Genomic DNA, 20459 nt, shown 5'->3' on the forward strand with positions numbered 1-20459 from the left:
CGGTTGCCGGCGCCCTTGGGCTTGCCGGTGGAACCGGAGGTGTAGATGACATAGGCAAGATTCTCGCCGTTCAGCTCGATCCCCGGATTGTTCTCGGCATGGTTTTCCAGCCAGGCATCGGCCTGGTCCAGGTCGATCCGCTGCACGCCTTGCGCCAGCGGCAGCTTCAGGTGCGACTGGCTGAGCAGCAGTTGCACGCCGCTGTCCTCCAGCATGTAGGCCTGGCGCTCCTCGGGATACTCCGGGTCCACCGGCACGTAGGCGCCGCCGGCCTTGAGGATCGCCATCAGGGCCACGACCATCTCGATGGAACGCTCCATGGCCACGCCCACCAGGCGGTCCGCGCCGACCCCGCGCTCGATCAAGGCATGCGCCAGGCGGTTGGCCCGGCGGTTCAGCTCGGCGTAGTCCAGGCGCTCCTCGCCGAAGGCCAGCGCCGGCGCCGTCGGCGTGCGCTCGACCTGCTCCTCGAACAATCGGTGCACGCCGCGTTGCAGCGGGTACTCGGCCGCAGTGGCGTTCCAGCCTTCCAGCAACTGATAGCGCTCCTCGGCATCGAGCATCGGCAGCGAGTCGACGCTGGCCTGCGGGTTTTCCAGCATGCCGCGCAGCAGGTTCTGCCAATGCCGCGCCATGCGCTCGACGGTCCGCGCCTCGAACAGGTCGGTCGCGTAGGTCAGCGCGGCGTACAGGCGGCCGCCCTTCTCGTAGGTATCCAGGCTCAGGTCGAACTGGGTGGTACGGCTCTTCCAGTCGAGCTGGCCGAAGCTCAGGCCGGCCACGCTGTCCAGCGCCTCGATGTCGGCCACCAACGGCTGGTGGTTGTACATCACCTGGAACAGCGGGCTGTGGCTCAGGCTGCGCTCGACCTTGAACGCCTCGACCAGGCGCTCGAACGGCAGATCCTGATGGGCCTGGGCGCCAAGCACGGTGTCCTTGAGCCCGGCCAGCAGGGTCGCCACCGACGTGCGGCCGTCGAATACCGAGCGCAGCACCTGGGTGTTGACGAACAGGCCGATCAGCCCTTCCACCTCGGCGCGGTTGCGGTTGGCGATGGGGACGCCGACCCGTAGGTCGGTCTGCCCGCTATAGCGTTGCAGGAGGATATTGAAGCCGCCGAGCAACAGCATGAACAGGGTCAGCCCCTGGCGTCGGGCGGTGCCGCGCAGGGCCTCGGCCAGGGCCGGCTCGATGCTGAACTCGTAACGGCTGCCACGGTAGCTGGGAACCGCCGGACGCGGGTGGTCGGTCGGCAACTCCAGGACCGGATGCCGCTCGCCGAGCTTGCCGCGCCAGTACTCCAGCTGGCGCTCCTGCTCACCGGCCTCCAGCCAGCTGCGCTGCCACAGGGCGTAATCGGCGTACTGGATCGGCAAGGCCGGCAGGCCGGGCTCCGCGCCAGTCGCATAGGCACTGTAGAAACGACTGAATTCTTCGATCAGCACGTTCATCGACCAGCCGTCGGACACGATGTGATGCAGGGTCAACAGCAGCACATGCCGCTCCTCGCCCAGGCGGATCAGGCGGACCCGCAGCAACGGCCCCTCGCACAGGTCGAACGGCTGCAACGACTCGCGCTGCGCCTCCTCGCGCAGGCGGGCTTCCTGCTCGGCCTCGGGCAGGCCGCTGCAATCCTCGAAGGCAACCTCCAGCGGGCGTTGCAGGGGCGCCTGCGCCAGGCTGTCGTCGGCGCCGCGCGGGAACACCGTACGCAGGGTTTCATGACGCTGCACCAGGCTGGCGAAGGCGCGCTCCAGCGCCTGGCGATCCAGCGGTCCGTTCAGGCGCACCGCGCTGGGCAGGTTGTAGGCGCCGCTCTGTGGCTCCAGGTGCCAGAGGAACCACATGCGCTGCTGGGCGTAGGACAGGCGGTCGCGCTCGGCCGAAGACACGCCGGCCGGAATCGGGAACAGCGAGAAATCGATTCCCTCCCCTCGCAGGGTTTCGAGGAAGACCCGACGCTTCTCAACGGGTAGTTCGATAAAGCGGCGGGCGAGCTTGAGGGAATCTTCTGCGTTCATCGGTCTTCTTCCGTGCACATGGGCAACGAGCGCGGGGCTCGGTCATTCATGTGAAACGGACGACACATCGTGAAAATTAACCGGACAGCGACTTCCGGTCGCACCTTGGCCGATCGGTTTTTTTGCATAGCCATCAGGCGTTTACGGAAGCCCTCGGACAAGCCGCCGGCACCAGGCTGAAAGCAACTGCGAAACATTTGCTTTCATCTTCCCCTTCAGGTTCTACCGGCCTCATTCGTCCTATATGGATGAACGGGGCGCATCCAGTCCCCGCAACCCATGGTCGGTGCCCACGACCCCTAACCTACCGTTAGCCTCATGTCGAAAAAGTCCCGCTCCAGACTCTGGTTCCTCGTCCACAGCTGGCTGGCCCTGCCCATCTGGTTCTTCGTCCTGATCGTCTGCGTCACCGGCACCCTGGCGGTGGTCAGCCAGGAGATCGTCTGGCTGGCCAACCCGGAAATCCGTGCCAGCAAGCCAAGCGACTCCGCCGAACCGCTGAGCTACAGCCAGGTCCTCGCCAGCATCAATCAGACCCGGCCCGAGCTGAAGGTCGAATCGATCGAACGCCCCGACGAATCCCACTTCGCCCTGACCGTGGATGTCAGCTATCCCGACGGCAGCAGCGCTGCGCTCTACGTGAATCCCTACACAGGTACCATCCAGGGCAAGAGCCCGCACTTCGATTTCCGCCAGTTCACCCGTGCCTTGCACGGCTGGTGGCTGGTTCCGTTCAACAATGGCTACAGTTGGGGCTGGTACCTGGTTTCGTTGCTCGGCCTGCCGATGTTGGCCTCGCTGGTCACCGGTCTGGTGGTCTATAAACGATTCTGGAAGGGTTTCTTCAGACCACGCCTGCGCATCAGCCAGGGCGCGCGCATCTTCTGGGGCGATTTCCACCGCCTGAGCGGCATCTGGTCGATCTGGTTCATCGCCGTGATCTCCATCACCGGCACCTGGTTCCTGATCCAGGCGATCCTCGCCGACAATCACATCACTCTCTCCAGCGAAGGCCCGCCGCCGGTCATCGCCCGCAGCGAGGTGCCGCTCTCGCCTTCCGGCCAGCCGGCTGTGCAGATCGACCTCGACGAGGCCGTGCGCATCGCCACCCGGGACATTTCCGGCTTGGAAGCCAGCGGGCTGTTCCTCCCCGGCAACGCCTACAGCCCGCTCTATGTCTATGGCCGCGGCTGGTACCCGCTGATGTACCAGTCGGCAGCGATCAATCCCTACAACGGCAGGATCGAGTCTTCCCGCCTGCTCGGCGACCGCACCCCGCTGGAGTTCGTCACCGAATCCATGCGTCCCCTGCACACCGGCGATTTCGGCGGTATCTGGGTCAAGCTGATCTGGTTCGTCTTCGGCCTGCTGCTGAGCATGATGGTGCTCAGCGGCCTGCTGATCTGGAGCAAGCGCACCGCACAGGCCACCGCCGCGCTGGTCAAGCGCGGCAAGCGCCCGGCGCGCCAGCCGAAACCGGCCAAGCCGGCGTCGGTAATGACCAACCAGACCGCGGAGGGACAGCCATGAGCAAGGCCGCCGTTGCCCAGCCCGTTTCGCCGCTGCGCCAGCTCTGGCTGCGCTGGCGTTTCCACCTGAACGTTCTGCTGATCCTGATCCCGCTCGGTTTCATGCCGCGTTATTTCGCCGACGTGGCACTGTTCCGCGGTACCAGCGGCCTCGGCGAACGCGAGGCGGGCGAGATCCAGGTCGGCCCCTGGAGCCTGCGCCTGGCGGAAATGCGTATCGAACCGCCGCACGACGAAGGCCCCGCCGGCTTCATGAAGGACTTCAATGCCGCCCTCTGCCAGGCCTGCATTCCCCAGGTCAAGGCGACCTACCTGCGCATCGGCAAGCCGCGCAGCCTGCGTGCCGCCGGGGTGATCTTCTTCGGCAGCCCCTACCGCATGGGCACCAGCGTGCCGATCCCGCCGCGCACCCGGCCCGACGCCGAGCTGTGGATCACCATGGAAGGCTGGGACGGCTCCATGCACCAGGCTTCCATTCCCCTGGCCGAGGCATCCCCCGCCACCGTGGCCTGGCTGAACAAACGAGGTAAGCAATGAGCATCCACACCCGCCCCTGGCGCCTGCCCCTGGCCGCCCTGTTGCTCGGCCTGAGCGGCGCGGCCCTGGCGCACAACCCGATCTGCGAATGCGAGGAAGTGCAGGCCGGCGAGATCCGCTGCAAGGGCGGCTTCTCCGACGGCAGCGGCGCCCCCGGCGTAACCCTCGACGTGATCGGCTACGACGAGCAGATCCTGGTTCCCGGCAAGCTCGGCGCCGACTCGACCCTGACCTTCAAGCGTCCCGACGGCGAGTTCTACGTGCTGTTCGACGCCGGTCCCGGCCACGTGGTGGAAATCGACCACGCCGACATCGCCGCGCCATGAGCGTCGAAACCGTCCGCCCGGCCGGCGCCGGTCACGAGACCCTCTACGTACTGCTCGGCAGCGTGCTGATCCTGGCCCTCGCCGCCACGGTGGTCGGGCTGCGCCAGCAGTCCCATGAAGCGCAAGCCCTGGACGCCCACCAGGTGGACGCCCGGCTCGACCTGAATGCCGCCGAACAGGGCATCTATGCCGACCTGCAGGTCGCCGCCGAAGACATCCAGGCGCGCCTGGACGACGGCGAAGCCGCGCCCTCCGTCGACGAACTGGCCGCCGAGGGCTTCCCGCCCTTCGTCGCCGACGTCGCCGCGAGCAGCCGCGGCGAGCACCGCTGGAGCCACGGCGAAACCGCCGGACGTCCGAGCTACCTGGGCGTCAGCGGCAAGCCCGAGGTGGCCGGCTCGTTCCTCCTGCTGCTCGGCCCCGCCGAAGTCTGGCTGAAGCCCGCCGCGGCCGCTGCCGGCGCCGTACCGGGCGACGCCCGAGCCCTGGCCGATGCCGGCTGGCGCCAGGTGGTCAGCCGCTTCGACGCCGGCGTGACCCGTCAGCACCGCCATTGATCGCACATCGACTCCACAGAAGGCGTTTTTCCATGCTGTTCTCCCGTCGCTCATCCCGTCCGCGCGGCCTCGCCGCCCTCCTCCCGGGCCGTGCTCTGCTGGCCGCCCTGCTGCTGGCCCTGCTCGCCCCGCTGGCCCAGGCCGAAGACGGCAAGCGCCTGCGCATCGGCATCACCCTGCATCCCTACTACAGCTACGTGAGCAACATCGTCGGCGACAAGGCCGAGGTGGTGCCGCTGATCCCCGCCGGTTTCAACCCGCATGCCTACGAGCCGCGCGCCGAGGACATCAAGCGCATCGGCACGCTCGACGTGGTGGTGCTCAACGGCGTCGGCCACGACGATTTCGCCGAGCGCATGATCGCCTCCAGCGAAAAGCCCGGCATCCCGGTGATCGAGGCGAACGCCAAGGTGCCGCTGCTGGCCGCCACCGGCATGGCCGCGCGCGGCGCCGGCAAGGTGGTCAACCCGCATACCTTCCTGTCCATCAGCGCCTCGATCACCCAGGTCAACACCATCGCCCGCGAACTGGGCAAGCTCGACCCGGCCAACGCCAAGGCCTACACCCGCAACGCCCGGGCCTACGCCAAGCGCCTGCGGGCCCTGCGCGCCGACGCCCTGGCGCGGCTGAACAAGGCCCCGGCCGCCGACTTCCGCGTCGCCACCATCCACGGCGCCTACGACTACCTGCTGCGCGAATTCGGCCTGGAAGTCACCGCCGTGGTCGAGCCGGCCCACGGCATCGAGCCGAGTCCGAGCCAGTTGAAGAAGACCATCGACCAGCTCAAGGCGCTGGACGTGAAGGTGATCTTCTCCGAGATCGACTTCCCCTCCACCTACGTCGAGACCATCCAGCGCGAGTCCGGGGTGAAGCTCTATTCGCTGTCGCACATTTCCTATGGCGACTACAGCGCCGGCAAGTACGAGGAAGAAATGGCGCGCAACCTCGACACCGTGGTCCGCGCCATCCAGGAGTCCGGCGCATGACCGTGGCCGAACGGCTTTGCGCCACGCCTTGCGGTCCGGCCATCGAGTTCGCCGGGATCGACCTGAGCCTCGGCGGCAGCCGCATCCTCGATGGCGTGCGCCTGCGCGTCGAGGCCGGTAGCGTGCACGCGCTGGTCGGACCGAACGGCGGCGGCAAGAGTTCGCTGGTCAAGACCCTGCTCGGGCAGATGCCGCATCGCGGCGAGCTGCGCCTGGAGTGGCCCGGCGCGCCCGGCTGCATCGGCTACGTGCCGCAGGCGCTGGAGTTCGACCGCGGCCTGCCGCTCACCGTCGACGATTTCATGGCCGCCATGTGCCAGCGCCGTCCGGCCTTCCTCGGCCTGTCGCGCAGCCGGCGCCCGGCGATCGACGCGGCCCTGGAACGGGTCGGCATGCTGGCCAAGCGCGGTCGGCGCATGGGCGCCCTCTCCGGCGGCGAGCGCCAGCGCGTGCTGCTGGCCCAGGGCCTGGTACCGCCGCCGCAACTGCTGGTGCTGGACGAACCGATGTCGGCCCTCGACGAGGGCGGCATCCAGGTCTTCGAGCGGCTGCTGCTGGACTGGCGCCAGGCCGGCGTCACCGTGCTCTGGATCGAGCACGACCTGGAGGCCGTCGGCCGCCTCGCCGACCGGGTCAGCGGTCTCAACCGCCACCTGCTGTTCGACGGTCCGGCGGCCAGCAGCCTGACCCCGGAACGCCTGCTCACGCTGTTCTCCACCCAGCCCCGGAAGAACGCGGAGGCCAGCCGATGAACGACGCCTACGAACAACTGCGCCAGGCCGTCCAGGCCTGGGCCGCCGCCGGCTACCTGCCAGAGACCCTGGCCTACGGCTTCGTCGTCAACGCGCTCCTCGCCGGCCTGCTGATCGGCCCGGTGCTCGGCGGCCTCGGCACCCTGGTGGTGGTCAAGCGCTTCGCCTTCTTCTCCGAGGCGGTCGGCCACGCCGCGCTCACCGGCGTGGCCATCGGCATCCTCCTCGGCGAGCCCTACACCGGGCCCTACGGCAGCCTGTTCGGCTACTGCCTGCTGTTCGGCGTCCTGCTCAACTACCTGCGCAACCGTACCGGCCTGGCCCCGGACACCCTGATCGGGGTGTTCCTCTCGGTGTCCCTGGCGCTCGGCGCCAGCCTGTTGCTGGTGCTGGCGGGCAAGATCAACGTGCATATCCTCGAGAACGTGCTGTTCGGCTCGGTGCTGACCGTGAACGGCCATGACCTCGCGGTGCTGGCGGCGGTCGCCGTGCTGGTGCCGTGCCTGGCCCTGCCGCTGTACAACCGCATCATGCTGGCCAGCTTCAACCCGCAACTGGCGGCGGTGCGCGGGGTCGCGGTGAAGAGCCTGGACTACCTGTTCGTAGCCCTGGTGACCCTGGTCACCGTCGCCGCGGTGAAAGTGATCGGCGCGATCCTGGTCGGAGCCCTGCTGGTGATCCCGGCGGCGGCGGCGCGCCTGGTCAGCCAGTCGCTGAAAGGGTTCTTCTGGCTGGCGGTGCTGATCGCCACCGTCAGCACGCTGGCCGGTATCCTGTTGCCGATCATGTTCGACCTGCCGATTCCCTCCGGCGCCGCGATCATCCTGGTCGCCGGCCTGGCCTTCGGCCTCGCCGCCATCGCTCGCGGCTGCCTGCCGCACCTGAAAGGAACCCCCGGATGAACCTGAAACCCCATTGCCTCGCCCTGGCCCTGGCTTGCGCCGGACTCGCCGGCCCGCTCCCGGCCCTCGCCGCGACGCCGGCCGCGGCCCAGTCCGCGCAAGTCACGGTACTGGCCAGCCTGCCGGTCACCCACGCCCTCGCCGAACGCCTGCTGCGGGACACCGAGGTCAAGCTGCAACGGGTCGCCCCGGCCAACCTGCCGGCCAGCCGCCAGGCCTCGTTCTTCGCCGGGCGCGGCGCCGGCGGCCTGGCCAAGGCCGCCGGGCAGGCCGACGCGGTGATCGACCTGCGCTCGATCTGGAGCGACGACCCGCTCTACCCGCTGGCCCGCCGTAGCAATATCCGTATCGTCGAGATCGACGCCGCGCGTCCGGTGGACGGCGCCCTGCCCGGCATCGCCCTGCGCCCCGGCAGCGACCTGCATGCCTACCCCTGGCTCAACCCGACCAACCTGGGGCGCATGGCCGACGTCCTCGCCAGCGACCTGGAACGCCTGGCGCCCGGCGCCGCAGCGACCATCCAGGCCAACCTGGCGACACTGAAGAAGCAATTGCTGGAAGCGACCGCCAGCAACGAGACTCGCCTGGCGAAGGCCGACAACCTCAGCGTGATCAGCCTCTCCGAACGCCTCGGCTACCTGCTCGCCGGGCTCAACCTGGACCCGCTGGACGTGGAGATCCAGGCCGACGACGGCTGGACCGAGACCAATATCCAGGCTTTCGCCGAGGAGCTGAAGAGCGAGGACATCGCCCTGGTCCTGCACCATCGCCAGCCACCCAAGCCCCTCGCCGATGCCATCGCCGCCAGCGGCGCACGCCTGGTAGTGGTGGACACCGAGGCGGCGGACCCGGTGGCCGGCCTGGAAAGCGACATGAAAGCGATAGTCGAAGGGCTGCTGGCCGGTAAAGGCTGAGCCGCGCCTCGTAACGAAAAAGGCCGGGGAGCGCTGCTCACCGGCCTTTTTTTCGTCGACATCGGACCCGCCGCAGGGCCTATGGCGCCCTCGCGGGCATCAGCAGATCGCCGCCGACTCCACCACCAACGCCGCGGCGCCCTGCCCCGCGCGCCAGGCCTCGACCTGGCGCTCGACGACCGCCAGCACCTCGGCCTCGCGCTGATGGATGAAGAAGTGCCCGCCGTCGAACAGCTCCAGTCCGAAACCGCTGCGGGTTTCCTCGGCCCAAGCCAGCAACTGTTCCTCGCTGGCCTTGTCCTCCCTGCCGCCAAGCGTTCGGATCGGACAGGCCAGCGGCGGGCGCCGCTGGTGACGATAGCTGCCGCAGAGCAGGAAATCGGCGCGCAGGATCGGCAGGGTCAGGCTCATCAGCTCGCGGTTGCCCAGCACCTCTTCCGGCGTACCTTGCAGGTCGCGCAGGTCGGCGATCAGCTCGGCGTCGCTCTTCGGTTCGGCGAAACCGCGGTCATACTCGGCGCGTCGCGACGGCGCCGCGGTGCCGCAGGCGAAGAACCCCAGCGGCGTCGGGCAACCCAGCTCGCGCAAGGCATACAGCACCTCGCAGGCGAGCAAGGCGCCGAGGCTGTGGCCGAGCATCGCGTAGGGGCCCTGGCGGACCTCGTCGTGCAGCTCGCGCGCCAGTTGCTGCGCCAGGCTCGCCAGGTCGGTCTGCAACGGCTCGGCCATCCGCGCCCCGCGCCCCGGCAACTCCACCGGACGCACCGCCAGCCAGGCCGGCAGCTTGCGCCGCCAGCGGCTGTAGGTCATGGCGCTGGCGCCGGAATACGGCAGGCAGAACAGCCGTACGGGCGTACCGCCCACTCAGCCGGCCGCCTTGTCCATGTGCTGGCGCAGGCTCAGCGGGCGCATGTCGGTCCAGACTTCCTCGATGTAGGCCAGGCAGTCCTTCTTCAGGCCGCTCTTGCCGGCCGCCCGCCAGCCCTGGGGAATCTCCTTGTATTCCGGCCAGATGGAATACTGCTCCTCATGGTTGACCACTACCTGGAACTGGATGTCGTCACGGTCGAACACTGAAGTCATTGCTTGCTCCTGATGGGATCGAACGGCCGCGCGCAGCACGGCCCTTGCGTTGGATAACGAAAAGCCCGGCGGGAAAATTAGCCGGCCAGCGCCGCGCCGAGGGCGCGGGCGAAACGCCGGGCCACCTCGTCGATCTGTTCGGCGCCGATGATCAGCGGCGGCAGGAAGCGCACCACGCTGCCGTGGCGGCCGCCCAGTTCGAGAATCAGGCCGCGCCTCAGGCACTCGCGCTGGACCCGCGAGGCCAGGGCGCCGTCGGTCGGCGGATGACCGAGGGCATCCGCCTCGCCCTGCGGGTCGACGATCTCGACCCCGAGCATCAGCCCCCGACCGCGGATATCGCCCAGTTGCGGATAGTCGCGCTGGAGGATGCGCAGGTGCTCGGCCAGGCGCTCGCCCATGGCCGCCGCGTGGGCCGCCAGGTCGTGTTCCTTCAGGTAGCGCATCACCGCCGAACCGGCGGCCATGGCCATCTGGTTGCCGCGGAAGGTGCCGGCGTGGGCGCCGGGCTGCCATTTGTCCAGCCATTCGCGGTAGACCACCACCGCCAGCGGCAGGCTGCCGCCGATAGCCTTGGACAGCACCACCACGTCGGGGACGATGCCGGCGTGCTCGAAGGCGAACATCCTGCCGGTACGGGCGAAGCCGCTCTGGATCTCGTCGACGATCAGCGCCACCCCGGCCTGCTCGGTGATCCGCCGCAAGCCGCGCAGCCAGTCGAGATCGGCCGGGACCACGCCGCCCTCGCCCTGGACCACCTCGACGATCACCGCCGCCGGCAACTGCACGCCGCCTTCCGGATCGTTCAGCAGGTTCTCCAGGTAGTGCAGGTTCGCCTTGACCCCCGCCTCGCCGCCGAGACCGAACGGGCAACGGTAATCGTAGGGATACGGCAGGAACTGCACGCCCGTGCTGAGCACCGCGCCCAGCGGCTTCTTCGGTCCGAGATTGCCCATCAGCCCCAGCGCGCCCTGGCTCATGCCGTGGTAGCCGCCCTGGAACGACAGGATGGTGCTGCGCCCGGTGGCGGTGCGTACCAGTTTCAGCGCGGCTTCCACCGCGTCGGTGCCGGTCGGGCCGCAGAACTGGATCTTCGCCTCGGCGGCCAGCGCCGGCGGCAGCAGGCCGAACAGGTCCTGGACGAACTGGTCCTTCACCGGGGTGGTCAGGTCGAGGGTGTGCAGCGGCAGCTCGTCGGCCAGAACCTGGCGGATCGCCTCGATCACCACCGGATGGTTGTGCCCCAGCGCCAGGGTGCCGGCGCCGGCCAGGCAATCGATGAAGGTACGCCCCTCGACGTCCTCCACCAGCAGCCCCCTGGCCTTCTTCAGCGCCAGCGGAATCCGCCGCGGATAGCTGCGCGCGTTGGACTCCTGGCGGCTTTGCCGTTCCAGCAAGGGCGACTGGGAGAACTCGTAGAGCGTTTCGCCCTCCGCCGGGGTGGCGCGGAGCGGCTGGTCTTCGATGACGCTGGTGGCGACGTGCATGTCTTCAACCCTCAAGGCGTGGTGGTGTTCCACTGGCAACCGGCGATCCGGCCGCCAGGGGCGGCATTCGCGGATCGGATGCACAGGAGACGCAGGAGGGACGCACGGATTTACTGCGCCGGACCGCAGCACCGTGCCCGGACCGCCAGCTCCGGCCCGGACACCGTCGAGCGGGCCGCTAGTCGGTGCCCGCAGCGCTCACCCGCCAGATCGCGTTGCCGACGTCGTCGGCGATCAGCAACGCGCCGTCGGCCGCCTGCGCCAACCCCACCGGCGCGCCGAACAACTGCTTCTCGTCCGCGGAGACGAACCCGGTCACCACCGGCTGCGGCGCACCGGCGGGCTTGCCGTCGGCGAACGGCACATGGACCACCTGGAAGCCGCTGACCGGCGAGCGGTTCCAACTGCCGTGCTCGCTGACGAAGGCGCCGTTGCGATAGCGCTCGGGCAACTCGTTGCCGGTGTAGAAGAACAGGCCCAGCGCGGCCACGTGGGAACCCAGCGCGTAGTCGGGGACGATGGCCTTCGCCACCAGGTCGGGACGCTGCGGCTTCACCCGCGAATCCAGGTGCTGGCCGAAGTAGCTGTAGGGCCAGCCGTAGAAGCCGCCCTCCCGTACCGAGGTCAGGTAGTCCGGGACCAGGTCGTTGCCGATCTCGTCGCGCTCGTTGACGATGGTCCACAGCTTGCCGGAGACCGGTTCCCACTGCAGGCCGGTCGGGTTGCGCAGGCCGGAGGCGTAGATGCGGCTGCCGCGGCTGGCGACGTCCACCTCGAGAATCGCCGCGCGACGGTATTCGATCGCCGCGCCGTTCTCGGTGATGTTGCTGTTCGAACCGACGCCCACGTAGAGCTTGCGCCCGTCGGGACTGGCGAGCAGCGCCTTGGTCCAGTGGTGGTTGATGGTGTCCGGCAGGTCGGTGAACTCCATCCCCGGGTCGGCGACCCGGGTTTCACCCGGCACGTAGCGGTAGCGCATGATATTCCCGGTATTGGCGACATACAGGTAATCCCCCACCCGCTGCACGCCGAACGGCGAGTCCAGCCCTTCCAGGAACACGTACTTCTGCCACTGGCCTTCGGCGCCGGCTCGGCGCAGCAGGGTGATGCGGTTGCCGCCCTTGCCGGCCTTGCCGGACTGGCCCTTGACCATCCCCGCGATGAGTTGCTTCGGCGTGGTCACCGGCGCGGTGCCGGGCGAGTTGGCCTCCACCACCAGCACATCGCCGTTGGGCAAGACCAGCAACTGGCGAGGGTGTTGCAGGCCATCGGCGATCTTCTCGATCTTCAGGCCCTGGGCCACCGTCGGCTTGGCCTCTCCCGACCAGCCCACGCCTTCCGGTACCTTCATCGGCGGCAGGAGGAAGTGCTTCGGTTCCGGAAGCGCCGGATTGGCGCCGGTCTGCTGCTGCGGATCGTTCTGCGACCCCTGGTTGCAGCCGGCCAGGACCAGGCCGAGGGCAAGCGCGACGGGGCGCAGCGAGTGGAGGCTAGCCATGCGCCACCTCCTCCGCGGATACCGCCAGGAGCGCCTCTCCCAGCGCCAGCAGCAGCACCGTCGCGATCGACAGCCATAGCCCGGCCGGCATCACCGCATAGGCGTCGCGGCTGTGCACGAAGGCATTGAAGATGGCCAGGACGATGCCGGCGAACTTCAGCAAGGAGGAAACCCTGGCCGCCGCGACGACCGCCGCGCGCCGCAGCAGCCATACGCGGCACAGGTCGACGACGCAGGGCAGGATGGCGAACAGCAGGCCGAGACTGATCAGCCAGGCCGCGCTCTTGCCCCACATCACCTCCGCCGTGGCGAAATAGGTGGCGTCGAAGACCAGGGCGGCGACGAAGAAACCGAAGGGAACCGGGTTGAGGACGTTGTAGAAGGCGTCCAGGGGTCTGAAGCGTAGTGCGGTGGCCATTGCGAAACACTCCTCTCGGGAAACGCAGGCTTCCCGACGTGAAGGGATGGGCAGGAGATTCGAACCGCCGAGGCCCTGCGCAAGGCGCGGGCAGCGGGGAACGGCACGGCGAAACGGCGACTGGGGGGCTCGCGCCCCTTCTGCGACGGACCTGCACGAAGCGCTGGAGTTCATCCGCAAGGACCTGTCGGAAGCGATAGGTACGCTGGCGATCCTTCCGATGGAACTTCGTGCGCCGCGACTCACCGAAACAGGGGTAGCGCCCTTCCCGGCCCTCCCGCCGGGTTGCCGCGCCGCCCCAGGCGCACCCCGCCGGCGACCGATCCGCGCCCGGCGTTTGCCGAAGAGGAGACAGCCGATGCCTGATCGAACCGCTCTACCCCGCGCCATGCTCGCGGCCTGGGTCCTGCTCCTGCTGGCGGCCTGCAGCCAGGGCCCGGCGCCTACCCCGCCCGCGTCCTGGGGTTGGCAGGACGCCAGCGGCGAACGCGCGATCGCCCCCGACGAAGCCTATCCCGAGCTGTTCCAGGCGGTGCAGGAGAGCCGGCTGTTCAGCGACCAGAAACACTTCGTCGATGCGCTCCCGCTGCGCGAGCCTGCACGGATCCGCGCCGACTACCTGCGCGAGAGGGAGCGGCCCGGCTTCGACCTGCGCGCCTTCGTCGGCCGCAACTTCGAGGAGTCCGGCAGCGTCGAGACCGCCCCGCCGGAAGCGGGCGCCGATCTCGCCAGCCACATCAGCGACCTGTGGCCGGCGTTGACCCGCCACTACGAGCAGGTGCCGGCCCACAGCAGCCTGCTGCCGCTGCCGAAACCCTACGTGGTCCCCGGCGGACGCTTCCGCGAGGTGTACTACTGGGACTCCTACTTCACCATGCTCGGCCTTGCGGAGAGCGGGCAGCACCAGCGGGTGCGCGACATGCTCGACAACTTCGCCTACCTGATCGATACCTACGGGCACATTCCCAACGGTAACCGCAGCTACTACCTGAGCCGTTCGCAGCCGCCGTTCTTCGCCTACATGGTGGACCTCCAGGCAAGACGCGAAGGCGACGCCGCCTACCGGCGCTACCTGCCGCAGCTACAGAAGGAATACGCCTACTGGATGGAAGGCTCCGCCGGGCTGCGCCCCAACGAGGCGCGCCTGCACGTGGTGAAACTGGCCGACGGCAGCCTGCTGAACCGCTACTGGGACAACCGTGACACACCGCGCCAGGAGTCCTTCCTGGAGGACCGGGCGACCGCCGCGCGCGCCCCGCAGCGCCCCGCGGGCGAGGTCTATCGCGACCTGCGGGCCGGCGCGGAAAGCGGCTGGGACTTCTCCTCCCGCTGGCTGGACGACGGCCGCGAACTGGCCAGCATCCGCACCACCGCCATCGTCCCGGTGGACCTCAACGCCCTGCTCTACCATCTCGAACGAACCATCGCCAAGGCCTGCGCCAGCAGCGCGCTGAAGGCCTGCGAGCAAGGCTACGGAGCCCGCGCGGAGAAGCGACGACAGGCCATCGAAGACCACCTCTGGCACCCGGCGGGCTACTACGCCGACTACGACTGGCAACGCCGGCGGCCCATCGAGCGGATCAACGCCGCCAGCCTCTTCCCGCTATTCACCGGGCTGGCCTCCGCCGAACGCGCCGGTCGTACCGCCGACAGCGTCGCCGCCCAACTGCTGCGCCCGGGCGGACTGGCCACCACCACCCGTGCCAGCGGCCAGCAATGGGACGAGCCGAACGGCTGGGCACCCTTGCAGTGGGTCGCCGTACAGGGCCTGCGCGCCTACGGCCGGGACGCCCTGGCGGAAGACATCGGCCGGCGATTCCTCGCCCAGGTGCAGCAGGTCTACGACCGCGAAGGAAAACTGGTGGAGAAATACGACATCAGCGGCAACCAGGGCGGCGGCGGCGGTGGCGAGTACCCGCTGCAGGACGGCTTCGGCTGGTCCAACGGCGTGACCCTGCAACTGCTCCGACTCTACGGCCCGGGCGCCGGTCGCTGAGCCTCAGCCCGGCGCCGGGTACTGGCGCTGCGCGGCGTCGGCGAAGCCTGCGGCGAGAAAGTCGATCAGCGCGCGGACCGAAGGCAACAGCCCGCGCCGCGAAGGGAACATTGCCACCACCATGCCTTCCACCGGCGTCCACTCCGGCAGCACCCGCACCAGCCGGCGCTCGGCCAGGTCGCGACTGACCACGCAGAGCGGCAGGCCGCCGATCCCGACGCCCTCCAGCACCGCCTGGCGCAAGGTGCCGAGGTCGTCGCTGAGCAGTTGCGGGCGCAGGTTGAGGGCCGCGCTGCTGCCATCCGCGCCGACCAGCCGCAGGCTGCCGTCCAGGCGCGAACGCTCCCAGCCGACGTAGGGCATCGCCGACAGGTCGGCCGGCAGCTCCGGCGGGCGGTAGCGGGCCAGCAGCTCCGGGCTGGCCACCAGCACCTGCGGACTGCGTGCCAGCACCTTCATCACCAGGTCGCTGTCCTCCAGCGGCGGGAAACGCAGCGACAGCGAGATGTCGTAGCCTTCGGCGATCACGTCGACCCGGCGATTGAAGGTCTTCACGTACAGCTCGACGTTCGGATACTGCGCCATGAAGCGCGCCAGCATCGGCGCCAGTTCGAAGTGCAGCAGCGGCGTCGAGCAGGTCAGGCGGACCATTCCGCACGGCTCCGAGCGGTTCTGTTCGATGACGTCCTCGGCAGCCTCCGCTTCCACCGTCATCGCCACGCAATGACGGTAGTAGGCCTGGCCGATCTCGGTCACCTGGAATTGCCGCGTCGAGCGCTGCACCAGGCGTACGCCCAGGCGCGCCTCGAGCTGCGCGACCTTGCGGCTGATGGTCGACTTGGGAATCCCCAGCACCCGCCCGGCGGGGGCGAAGCCACCGTGCTCGACCACCTTGGCATAGATGAAAAGCGCGTTCAGATCGAACACCAGCTCACCACTCATCGTTCCACCTGCGAGACTCTGAGACTTGATTTGCGGACTACCGGTTCCCACTCCCGGGAACTAGCGTATCGCTCCATCGACTCAATCGAGGAGCACCGACGTGAAAAAGGTCCTGGGAATCTACGGCAACGCCAACCGCCACTGGGTGGGCGACGGATTCCCCGTTCGTTCGCTCTTTTCCTACAACACACTGGGCCAGCATATCAGCCCGTTCCTCTTGCTGGACTACGCCGGGCCTGCTGATTTCCCCCCCGCACAGCAGCGCCGCGGCGTAGGCCAGCATCCTCATCGCGGCTTCGAGACGGTGACCATCGTCTACCAGGGCGAGGTCGAGCACCACGACTCCACCGGCGCCGGCGGACGCATCGGGCCGGGGGATGTGCAGTGGATGACGGCGGCCTCCGGGATCCTCCACGAGGAGTACCACTCGGAACGCTTCCGTAGCACAGGTGGAACGCTGGAAATGGTCCAGCTATGGGTCAACCTGCCCTCCAGCGACAAGATGAACCCGCCGCGCTACCAGACCCTGCTGGATGCCGACATTCCCCGCGTCGGCCTGCCCGACAGGGCCGGCGAACTGCGGGTGATCGCCGGACGCTACGGCCGCCACCAGGGGCCGGCGCTGACCCACTCGCCGCTGGCGGTCTGGGACGTGCAGCTGAAGGCCGGCAAGCACCTCGCCCTCGACCTGCCCAAGGGACATACCTGCGCCGTGGTGGTCCTGCGCGGCACCCTCGCGGTCGGCGACGAGATCGTTCGCGAAGCCCAGGTCGCCCTGCTCGACCGCGACGACCCGCGGCTGGAACTGGAAGCCAACAACGACGTGCAGTTGCTGGTGCTCAGCGGCGAGCCGCTGGACGAGCCGATCATTGGCTATGGCCCCTTCGTGATGAGCAGCCGCGAGGAAATCGACCAGGCCATCGAGGACTTCGAGAACGGGCGCTTCATCCGCGCCCACTGAAGTCCGCCCCCTACGACATGGCCCGCGCAGGAAGCGCGGGCCCGGCCGGGCTTTGCCCGAAATTCACGGACGACCACCCTGCAAGAGGAAATGGAAATGAGCGCTCCCGCCAACTTCAACGGCCAGACCCCGAAGATCGATCCGGCCAACGCCGCCATGTTGCTGATCGACCACCAGAGCGGCCTGTTCCAGACGGTCAAGGACATGCCGATGACCGAACTGCGCGCCAACGCCACCACCCTGGCCAAGGTCGCCACCCTGGCGAAGATCCCGGTGATCACCACCGCCTCGGTACCGCAGGGCCCCAACGGCCCGCTGATCCCGGAGATCCACGAGGCCGCGCCGCACGCCCAGTACGTCGCGCGCAAGGGTGAGATCAATGCCTGGGACAACCCGGAATTCGTCGCCGCGGTGAAGGCCACCGGCAAGAAGCAACTGATCATCGCCGGCACCATCACCAGCGTGTGCATGGCCTTCCCCAGCATCGCCGCGGTACACGACGGCTACCAGGTGTTCGCGGTGATCGACGCCTCCGGCACCTACTCCAAGATGGCCCAGGAAATCACCCTGGCACGGGTGGTCCAGGCCGGCGTGGTGCCGATGGACACCGCCGCGGTCTGCTCGGAAATCCAGCGCACCTGGAACCGCGACGACGCTGTGCAGTTCGCCGAGGCCTACAGCGCGGTCTTCCCGCACTACCAACTGCTGATCGAGAGCTACGCCAAGGCCCAGGCCGTGGTCAACAACCACGAGCAACTGGATTCGCAGCGCAAGTGATCCATGGGAAGGAAGGGGCTGCACGCCCCTTCTTTTGCCGAGCGGGAGCCTGGTGGACAGCAACGACTACGGACCGGACCCATGCCTGATTCCTCCACGAAGCGCGGGGCTACGCTCTGCCTTGCCCTTGCCATAGGTCCGGGCTCGACCCTCGCCGACGACTCCCTGGGCCATCGCGACAACATCAGCACCGGCCTGAACCAGCGGCAGAAAGCCGAAATGAAGGTGCCGCCGGGCTTCGTCGAAGGCTCGACGCTGAACGGTTTCCTCCGCAACTACTATTTCGCCCGCGACAACCACGACACCCCGTCCCGCCGCGACCAGCGCGAATGGGCCCAGGGCCTGATGCTGTCGTTCCGCTCCGGCTATACCGACACGCCGATAGGCATCGGCCTGGATGCGCACGCCTTCTACGGCCTGCGCCTGGACGGCGGTGGCGGCAGCGGCGGTGCCGGCGTGCTGCCGCTGGACTCCGCCGGTCGCCCCGCCGACAGCTTCTCGGCGGCCGGCGCGGCCCTCAAGCTGCGCGGCCTGGACAGCCTGCTGAAGATCGGCGACCAGTTGCTGGAGAACCCGGTGATCGCCAGCGGCGTCAGTCGCATGGTGCCGCAGAGCTACCGTGGCGTGACCCTGAAGAACTACCATTTCCGCGCGTTCGAACTGGACGCCGGCTTCGTCGAAGCCACCCGCCTACGCAACCAGAGCGGCCACAGTCATCTCACCAGCGGCTACGGCAACGGCACCAAGGGCGGTATCGCCGCCGATCGCGAAAGCCCGCACATCGCCTGGCTGGGCGCCAGCTACAGCGCCCCCGGCGGCAGCCAGGCAACGCTCTACAGCGGCCGCCTGGAGGATATCTGGAACCAGCACTACCTCGGCCTCAGCCAGCCGTGGCGGCTTTCCAGCCAATTGACCCTGACGCCCTGGCTGCATTACTACAAGACCCGCGACCAGGGCCGCAGCCAGCTCGGCCGGATCGACAACGACCTCTACAACGCCGGGCTGACCCTGGCCGGCGGCGGCCAGTCGCTGAGCCTCAGCCTGCAAAAGGTCGATGGCGACACCCCGTTCGACTTCATCGCGCAGAACGACCGGACCTTCCTCTACGAAAGCAACGCCATGCAGTACGCCGACTTCAACGGCCCCGGCGAGCGCTCGTGGAAGATCCAGTACCAGGCCAGCCTGGCCTTCCTCGCCGCCCCGGACTGGCAGTTCGGCGCCGCCTACGGCCGTGGCCAGGCCGACCTGACCCGGGTCGACCCGGACAGCGCGGGCTACGGCTACCTCTACAACCCCAATGGCAAGAACGCCCAGCACTGGGAACGCGACCTGTCGCTGCGCTACGCCTTCCCCGCCGGCCCGGCCAAGGGCCTCAGCGTGACCCTGCGCTGGGCCACCCACCGCCCCGGCGAAGGCTACACCGCCCCCGGCAACACCCGCGGCAACTCCAGCTCCGACGAATACCGGGTGGTGGTCGACTACCCGATCAGGTTGCTCTGAACCCACGGAACCAGAAAAAAGAGAAACTCCCTCATGCGTGCAGCCCTGCTACCCACCTTCGGCGCCCTCTCCGCCGCGCTCTGCCTGGAGGCCCGCGCCGACGCCGTCGCGCTGCCGCCGCTGGCGCTCGGCAACGCCAGCTTCATGGACGGCGTCAGCCGTCCCGGCATGCTCTTCGAACTGCCCCTGCAATACGTTCGGGCAAACAACGCCAGCGACGCCGGCGGGCATTCGGTTCCCGGTCGGCAACGGGTTCGTGGCACCATGCTGTTGCCGCACTTCGCCTACCTCAGCCAGAACACCCTGCTCGGCGCCCACTACGGCGCCGAAGTGCTGCTGCCGCTGGTACGCCTGGACCTCGATATCGACGGCGGCCCGGACGGCCGGCGCCCCCGCCAGGGCGACCTGATCGTCAGTCCGCTGATGCTGCAATGGGGGCCCGCTACGCTGTTCGGCCGCCCCTACTGGCAGCGCCTGAACTTCGTCTTCTCCCTGCCCACCGGCGACTACGACAAGGACGCCGCGATCAACACCGGCAGCAACACCTGGATCTTCAACCCGCACTACGCCTTCACCTGGGAACTGGGCGAGCGCCTGGAACTCAGCGGCCGCCTGCACTACGCCTGGATCAGCCGCAACGACGACCCCTCGCCGCGCCTGGGCGCAAACGACGTACAGCCGGGACAGGCGCTGCACGCGAACTTCTCGATCTCCTACGCGCTGGACCCGCACTGGCGGATCGGCCTGGCCGGCTACCAGTTGAAACAGATCAGCGCCGACCGCATCGACGGCCACCGGCAGGCCGACTCGCGCGAGCAGGTCTTCGGCATAGGCCCGGGGGTGATGTACAGCCAGGGCAGGCAAACGCTGTTCGCCAACCTCTACGCCGAAAGCGGCGCGCGCAACCGCAGCGAAGGCAACCAACTGACCCTGCGCTACCTGCTGGCGTTCTGAATCGGCGGATAACACCCTGGAAACGCCGACACCTCCCCAACTCCGTAGGGCGAATAACCGCTCGCGGTTATCCGCCGCTTATCCGCGACATCGGCGGATAACGCCCATGGCGTTATTCGCCCTACACACCCCGGAAACGCCGGACAGCACCCCCGGACATTTCCGCAGGCTCTCTCAGAAGCCCGGGAATTGGATAAAAACCCAGTAGGAGGATGATGGAGGGGCCGGCAAATCCGTCCCGCAGGGACAGGACCGAACGGCACTGCCCTCTATTTTCTGAGGGCAAAAAAGACGCGGGCCGCAGGTGGTGGAACACCTA

Annotated in this window: 20 protein-coding genes; 13 read left to right on the forward strand and 7 right to left on the reverse strand. The window is 68.3% G+C overall.

Annotated features, from left to right (window positions below; all coding sequences use genetic code 11):
* The coding region (locus HMPREF2924_RS34770) for a condensation domain-containing protein (protein WP_256567974.1) at nt 1–2021 on the reverse strand (2021 nt) is incomplete at its 3' end.
* Nucleotides 2022–2339: 318 nt separating this feature from the next.
* On the opposite strand from HMPREF2924_RS34770, the gene HMPREF2924_RS22340 reads away from it, so the two are divergent.
* From HMPREF2924_RS22340 to HMPREF2924_RS22375, 8 genes are read left to right on the forward strand one after another with little or no spacing between them, the layout of a single operon-like run.
* Nucleotides 2340–3551, forward strand: a complete 1212-nt coding sequence (locus HMPREF2924_RS22340) for a PepSY-associated TM helix domain-containing protein (protein WP_003130000.1) — start codon at nt 2340–2342, stop codon at nt 3549–3551.
* The gene (locus tag HMPREF2924_RS22345; RefSeq protein WP_003130001.1) at nt 3548–4087 is read left to right on the forward strand and encodes a hypothetical protein; all 540 of its coding nucleotides are present in this window, start codon (nt 3548–3550) and stop codon (nt 4085–4087) included. The genes HMPREF2924_RS22340 and HMPREF2924_RS22345 overlap by 4 nt, the downstream gene beginning before the upstream one ends.
* Nucleotides 4084–4413, forward strand: a complete 330-nt coding sequence (locus tag HMPREF2924_RS22350; protein WP_003089624.1) for a hypothetical protein — start codon at nt 4084–4086, stop codon at nt 4411–4413. The genes HMPREF2924_RS22345 and HMPREF2924_RS22350 overlap by 4 nt, the downstream gene beginning before the upstream one ends.
* Complete coding sequence (locus tag HMPREF2924_RS22355; protein WP_003089625.1) at nt 4410–4970, forward strand: DUF6162 family protein; 561 nt, start codon at nt 4410–4412, stop codon at nt 4968–4970. The genes HMPREF2924_RS22350 and HMPREF2924_RS22355 overlap by 4 nt, the downstream gene beginning before the upstream one ends.
* A 32-nt stretch (nt 4971–5002) precedes the next feature.
* Nucleotides 5003–5956, forward strand: coding sequence for a metal ABC transporter substrate-binding protein (locus HMPREF2924_RS22360; protein WP_003113055.1), 954 nt, complete (start codon nt 5003–5005; stop codon nt 5954–5956).
* Nucleotides 5953–6708 carry a metal ABC transporter ATP-binding protein gene (locus tag HMPREF2924_RS22365; RefSeq protein ID WP_003106905.1) on the forward strand — a complete coding sequence of 252 codons (756 nt, stop codon included), beginning with the start codon at nt 5953–5955 and terminating at the stop codon, nt 6706–6708. The genes HMPREF2924_RS22360 and HMPREF2924_RS22365 overlap by 4 nt, the downstream gene beginning before the upstream one ends.
* Nucleotides 6705–7610, forward strand: coding sequence for a metal ABC transporter permease (locus HMPREF2924_RS22370; RefSeq protein ID WP_003106903.1), 906 nt, complete (start codon nt 6705–6707; stop codon nt 7608–7610). Before HMPREF2924_RS22365 ends, HMPREF2924_RS22370 begins: the two co-directional genes overlap by 4 nt.
* A complete protein-coding gene (locus tag HMPREF2924_RS22375; RefSeq protein WP_003111290.1) occupies nt 7607–8524 on the forward strand; it encodes a metal ABC transporter solute-binding protein, Zn/Mn family in 918 nt (305 codons plus the stop codon). Before HMPREF2924_RS22370 ends, HMPREF2924_RS22375 begins: the two co-directional genes overlap by 4 nt.
* A 99-nt stretch (nt 8525–8623) precedes the next feature.
* Here HMPREF2924_RS22375 and HMPREF2924_RS22380 read toward each other — a convergent pair whose 3' ends face one another.
* From HMPREF2924_RS22380 to HMPREF2924_RS22400, 5 genes are all read right to left on the reverse strand, one after another.
* Nucleotides 8624–9388 (reverse strand): thioesterase II family protein, encoded by a 765-nt coding sequence (locus HMPREF2924_RS22380; RefSeq protein WP_003089632.1) that lies wholly within the window; start codon nt 9386–9388, stop codon nt 8624–8626.
* Nucleotides 9389–9607, reverse strand: coding sequence for an MbtH family protein (locus tag HMPREF2924_RS22385; RefSeq protein ID WP_003089636.1), 219 nt, complete (start codon nt 9605–9607; stop codon nt 9389–9391).
* A 77-nt stretch (nt 9608–9684) separates the two neighbouring features.
* Nucleotides 9685–11094 (reverse strand): aspartate aminotransferase family protein, encoded by a 1410-nt coding sequence (locus HMPREF2924_RS22390; protein WP_003089638.1) that lies wholly within the window; start codon nt 11092–11094, stop codon nt 9685–9687.
* Nucleotides 11095–11272: 178 nt separating this feature from the next.
* Complete coding sequence (locus HMPREF2924_RS22395; protein ID WP_003130002.1) at nt 11273–12592, reverse strand: PQQ-dependent sugar dehydrogenase; 1320 nt, start codon at nt 12590–12592, stop codon at nt 11273–11275.
* Nucleotides 12585–13010 (reverse strand): DUF2231 domain-containing protein, encoded by a 426-nt coding sequence (locus HMPREF2924_RS22400; RefSeq protein WP_003111287.1) that lies wholly within the window; start codon nt 13008–13010, stop codon nt 12585–12587. The genes HMPREF2924_RS22395 and HMPREF2924_RS22400 overlap by 8 nt, the downstream gene beginning before the upstream one ends.
* A gap of 358 nt (nt 13011–13368) precedes the next feature.
* On the opposite strand from HMPREF2924_RS22400, the gene treA reads away from it, so the two are divergent.
* The gene (gene treA, locus HMPREF2924_RS22405) at nt 13369–15006 is read left to right on the forward strand and encodes an alpha,alpha-trehalase TreA (protein WP_003122365.1); all 1638 of its coding nucleotides are present in this window, start codon (nt 13369–13371) and stop codon (nt 15004–15006) included.
* A 3-nt stretch (nt 15007–15009) separates the two neighbouring features.
* On the opposite strand, the gene HMPREF2924_RS22410 is transcribed toward treA, so the two are convergent.
* Entirely contained in the window at nt 15010–15948 is a 939-nt protein-coding gene (locus HMPREF2924_RS22410; RefSeq protein ID WP_003105956.1) for a LysR substrate-binding domain-containing protein, read from the reverse strand.
* Nucleotides 15949–16048: 100 nt separating this feature from the next.
* On the opposite strand from HMPREF2924_RS22410, the gene HMPREF2924_RS22415 reads away from it, so the two are divergent.
* From HMPREF2924_RS22415 to HMPREF2924_RS22430, 4 genes are all read left to right on the forward strand, one after another.
* On the forward strand, nt 16049–16909 hold the full coding sequence (locus HMPREF2924_RS22415; protein WP_003089646.1) for a pirin family protein: 861 nt from the start codon (nt 16049–16051) through the stop codon (nt 16907–16909).
* A gap of 96 nt (nt 16910–17005) precedes the next feature.
* The gene (locus tag HMPREF2924_RS22420; RefSeq protein WP_003111283.1) at nt 17006–17686 is read left to right on the forward strand and encodes a hydrolase; all 681 of its coding nucleotides are present in this window, start codon (nt 17006–17008) and stop codon (nt 17684–17686) included.
* A gap of 81 nt (nt 17687–17767) precedes the next feature.
* A complete protein-coding gene (locus tag HMPREF2924_RS22425) occupies nt 17768–19186 on the forward strand; it encodes an OprD family porin (protein WP_003130003.1) in 1419 nt (472 codons plus the stop codon).
* 33 nt (nt 19187–19219) lie between these two features.
* Nucleotides 19220–20140 carry a SphA family protein gene (locus HMPREF2924_RS22430; protein WP_003130004.1) on the forward strand — a complete coding sequence of 307 codons (921 nt, stop codon included), beginning with the start codon at nt 19220–19222 and terminating at the stop codon, nt 20138–20140.
* Nucleotides 20141–20459 lie beyond the last annotated feature (319 nt).

Origin of the sequence: Pseudomonas sp. HMSC063H08 (assembly GCF_001813645.1) — a bacterium.
Taxonomy (GTDB): domain Bacteria; phylum Pseudomonadota; class Gammaproteobacteria; order Pseudomonadales; family Pseudomonadaceae; genus Pseudomonas; species Pseudomonas aeruginosa.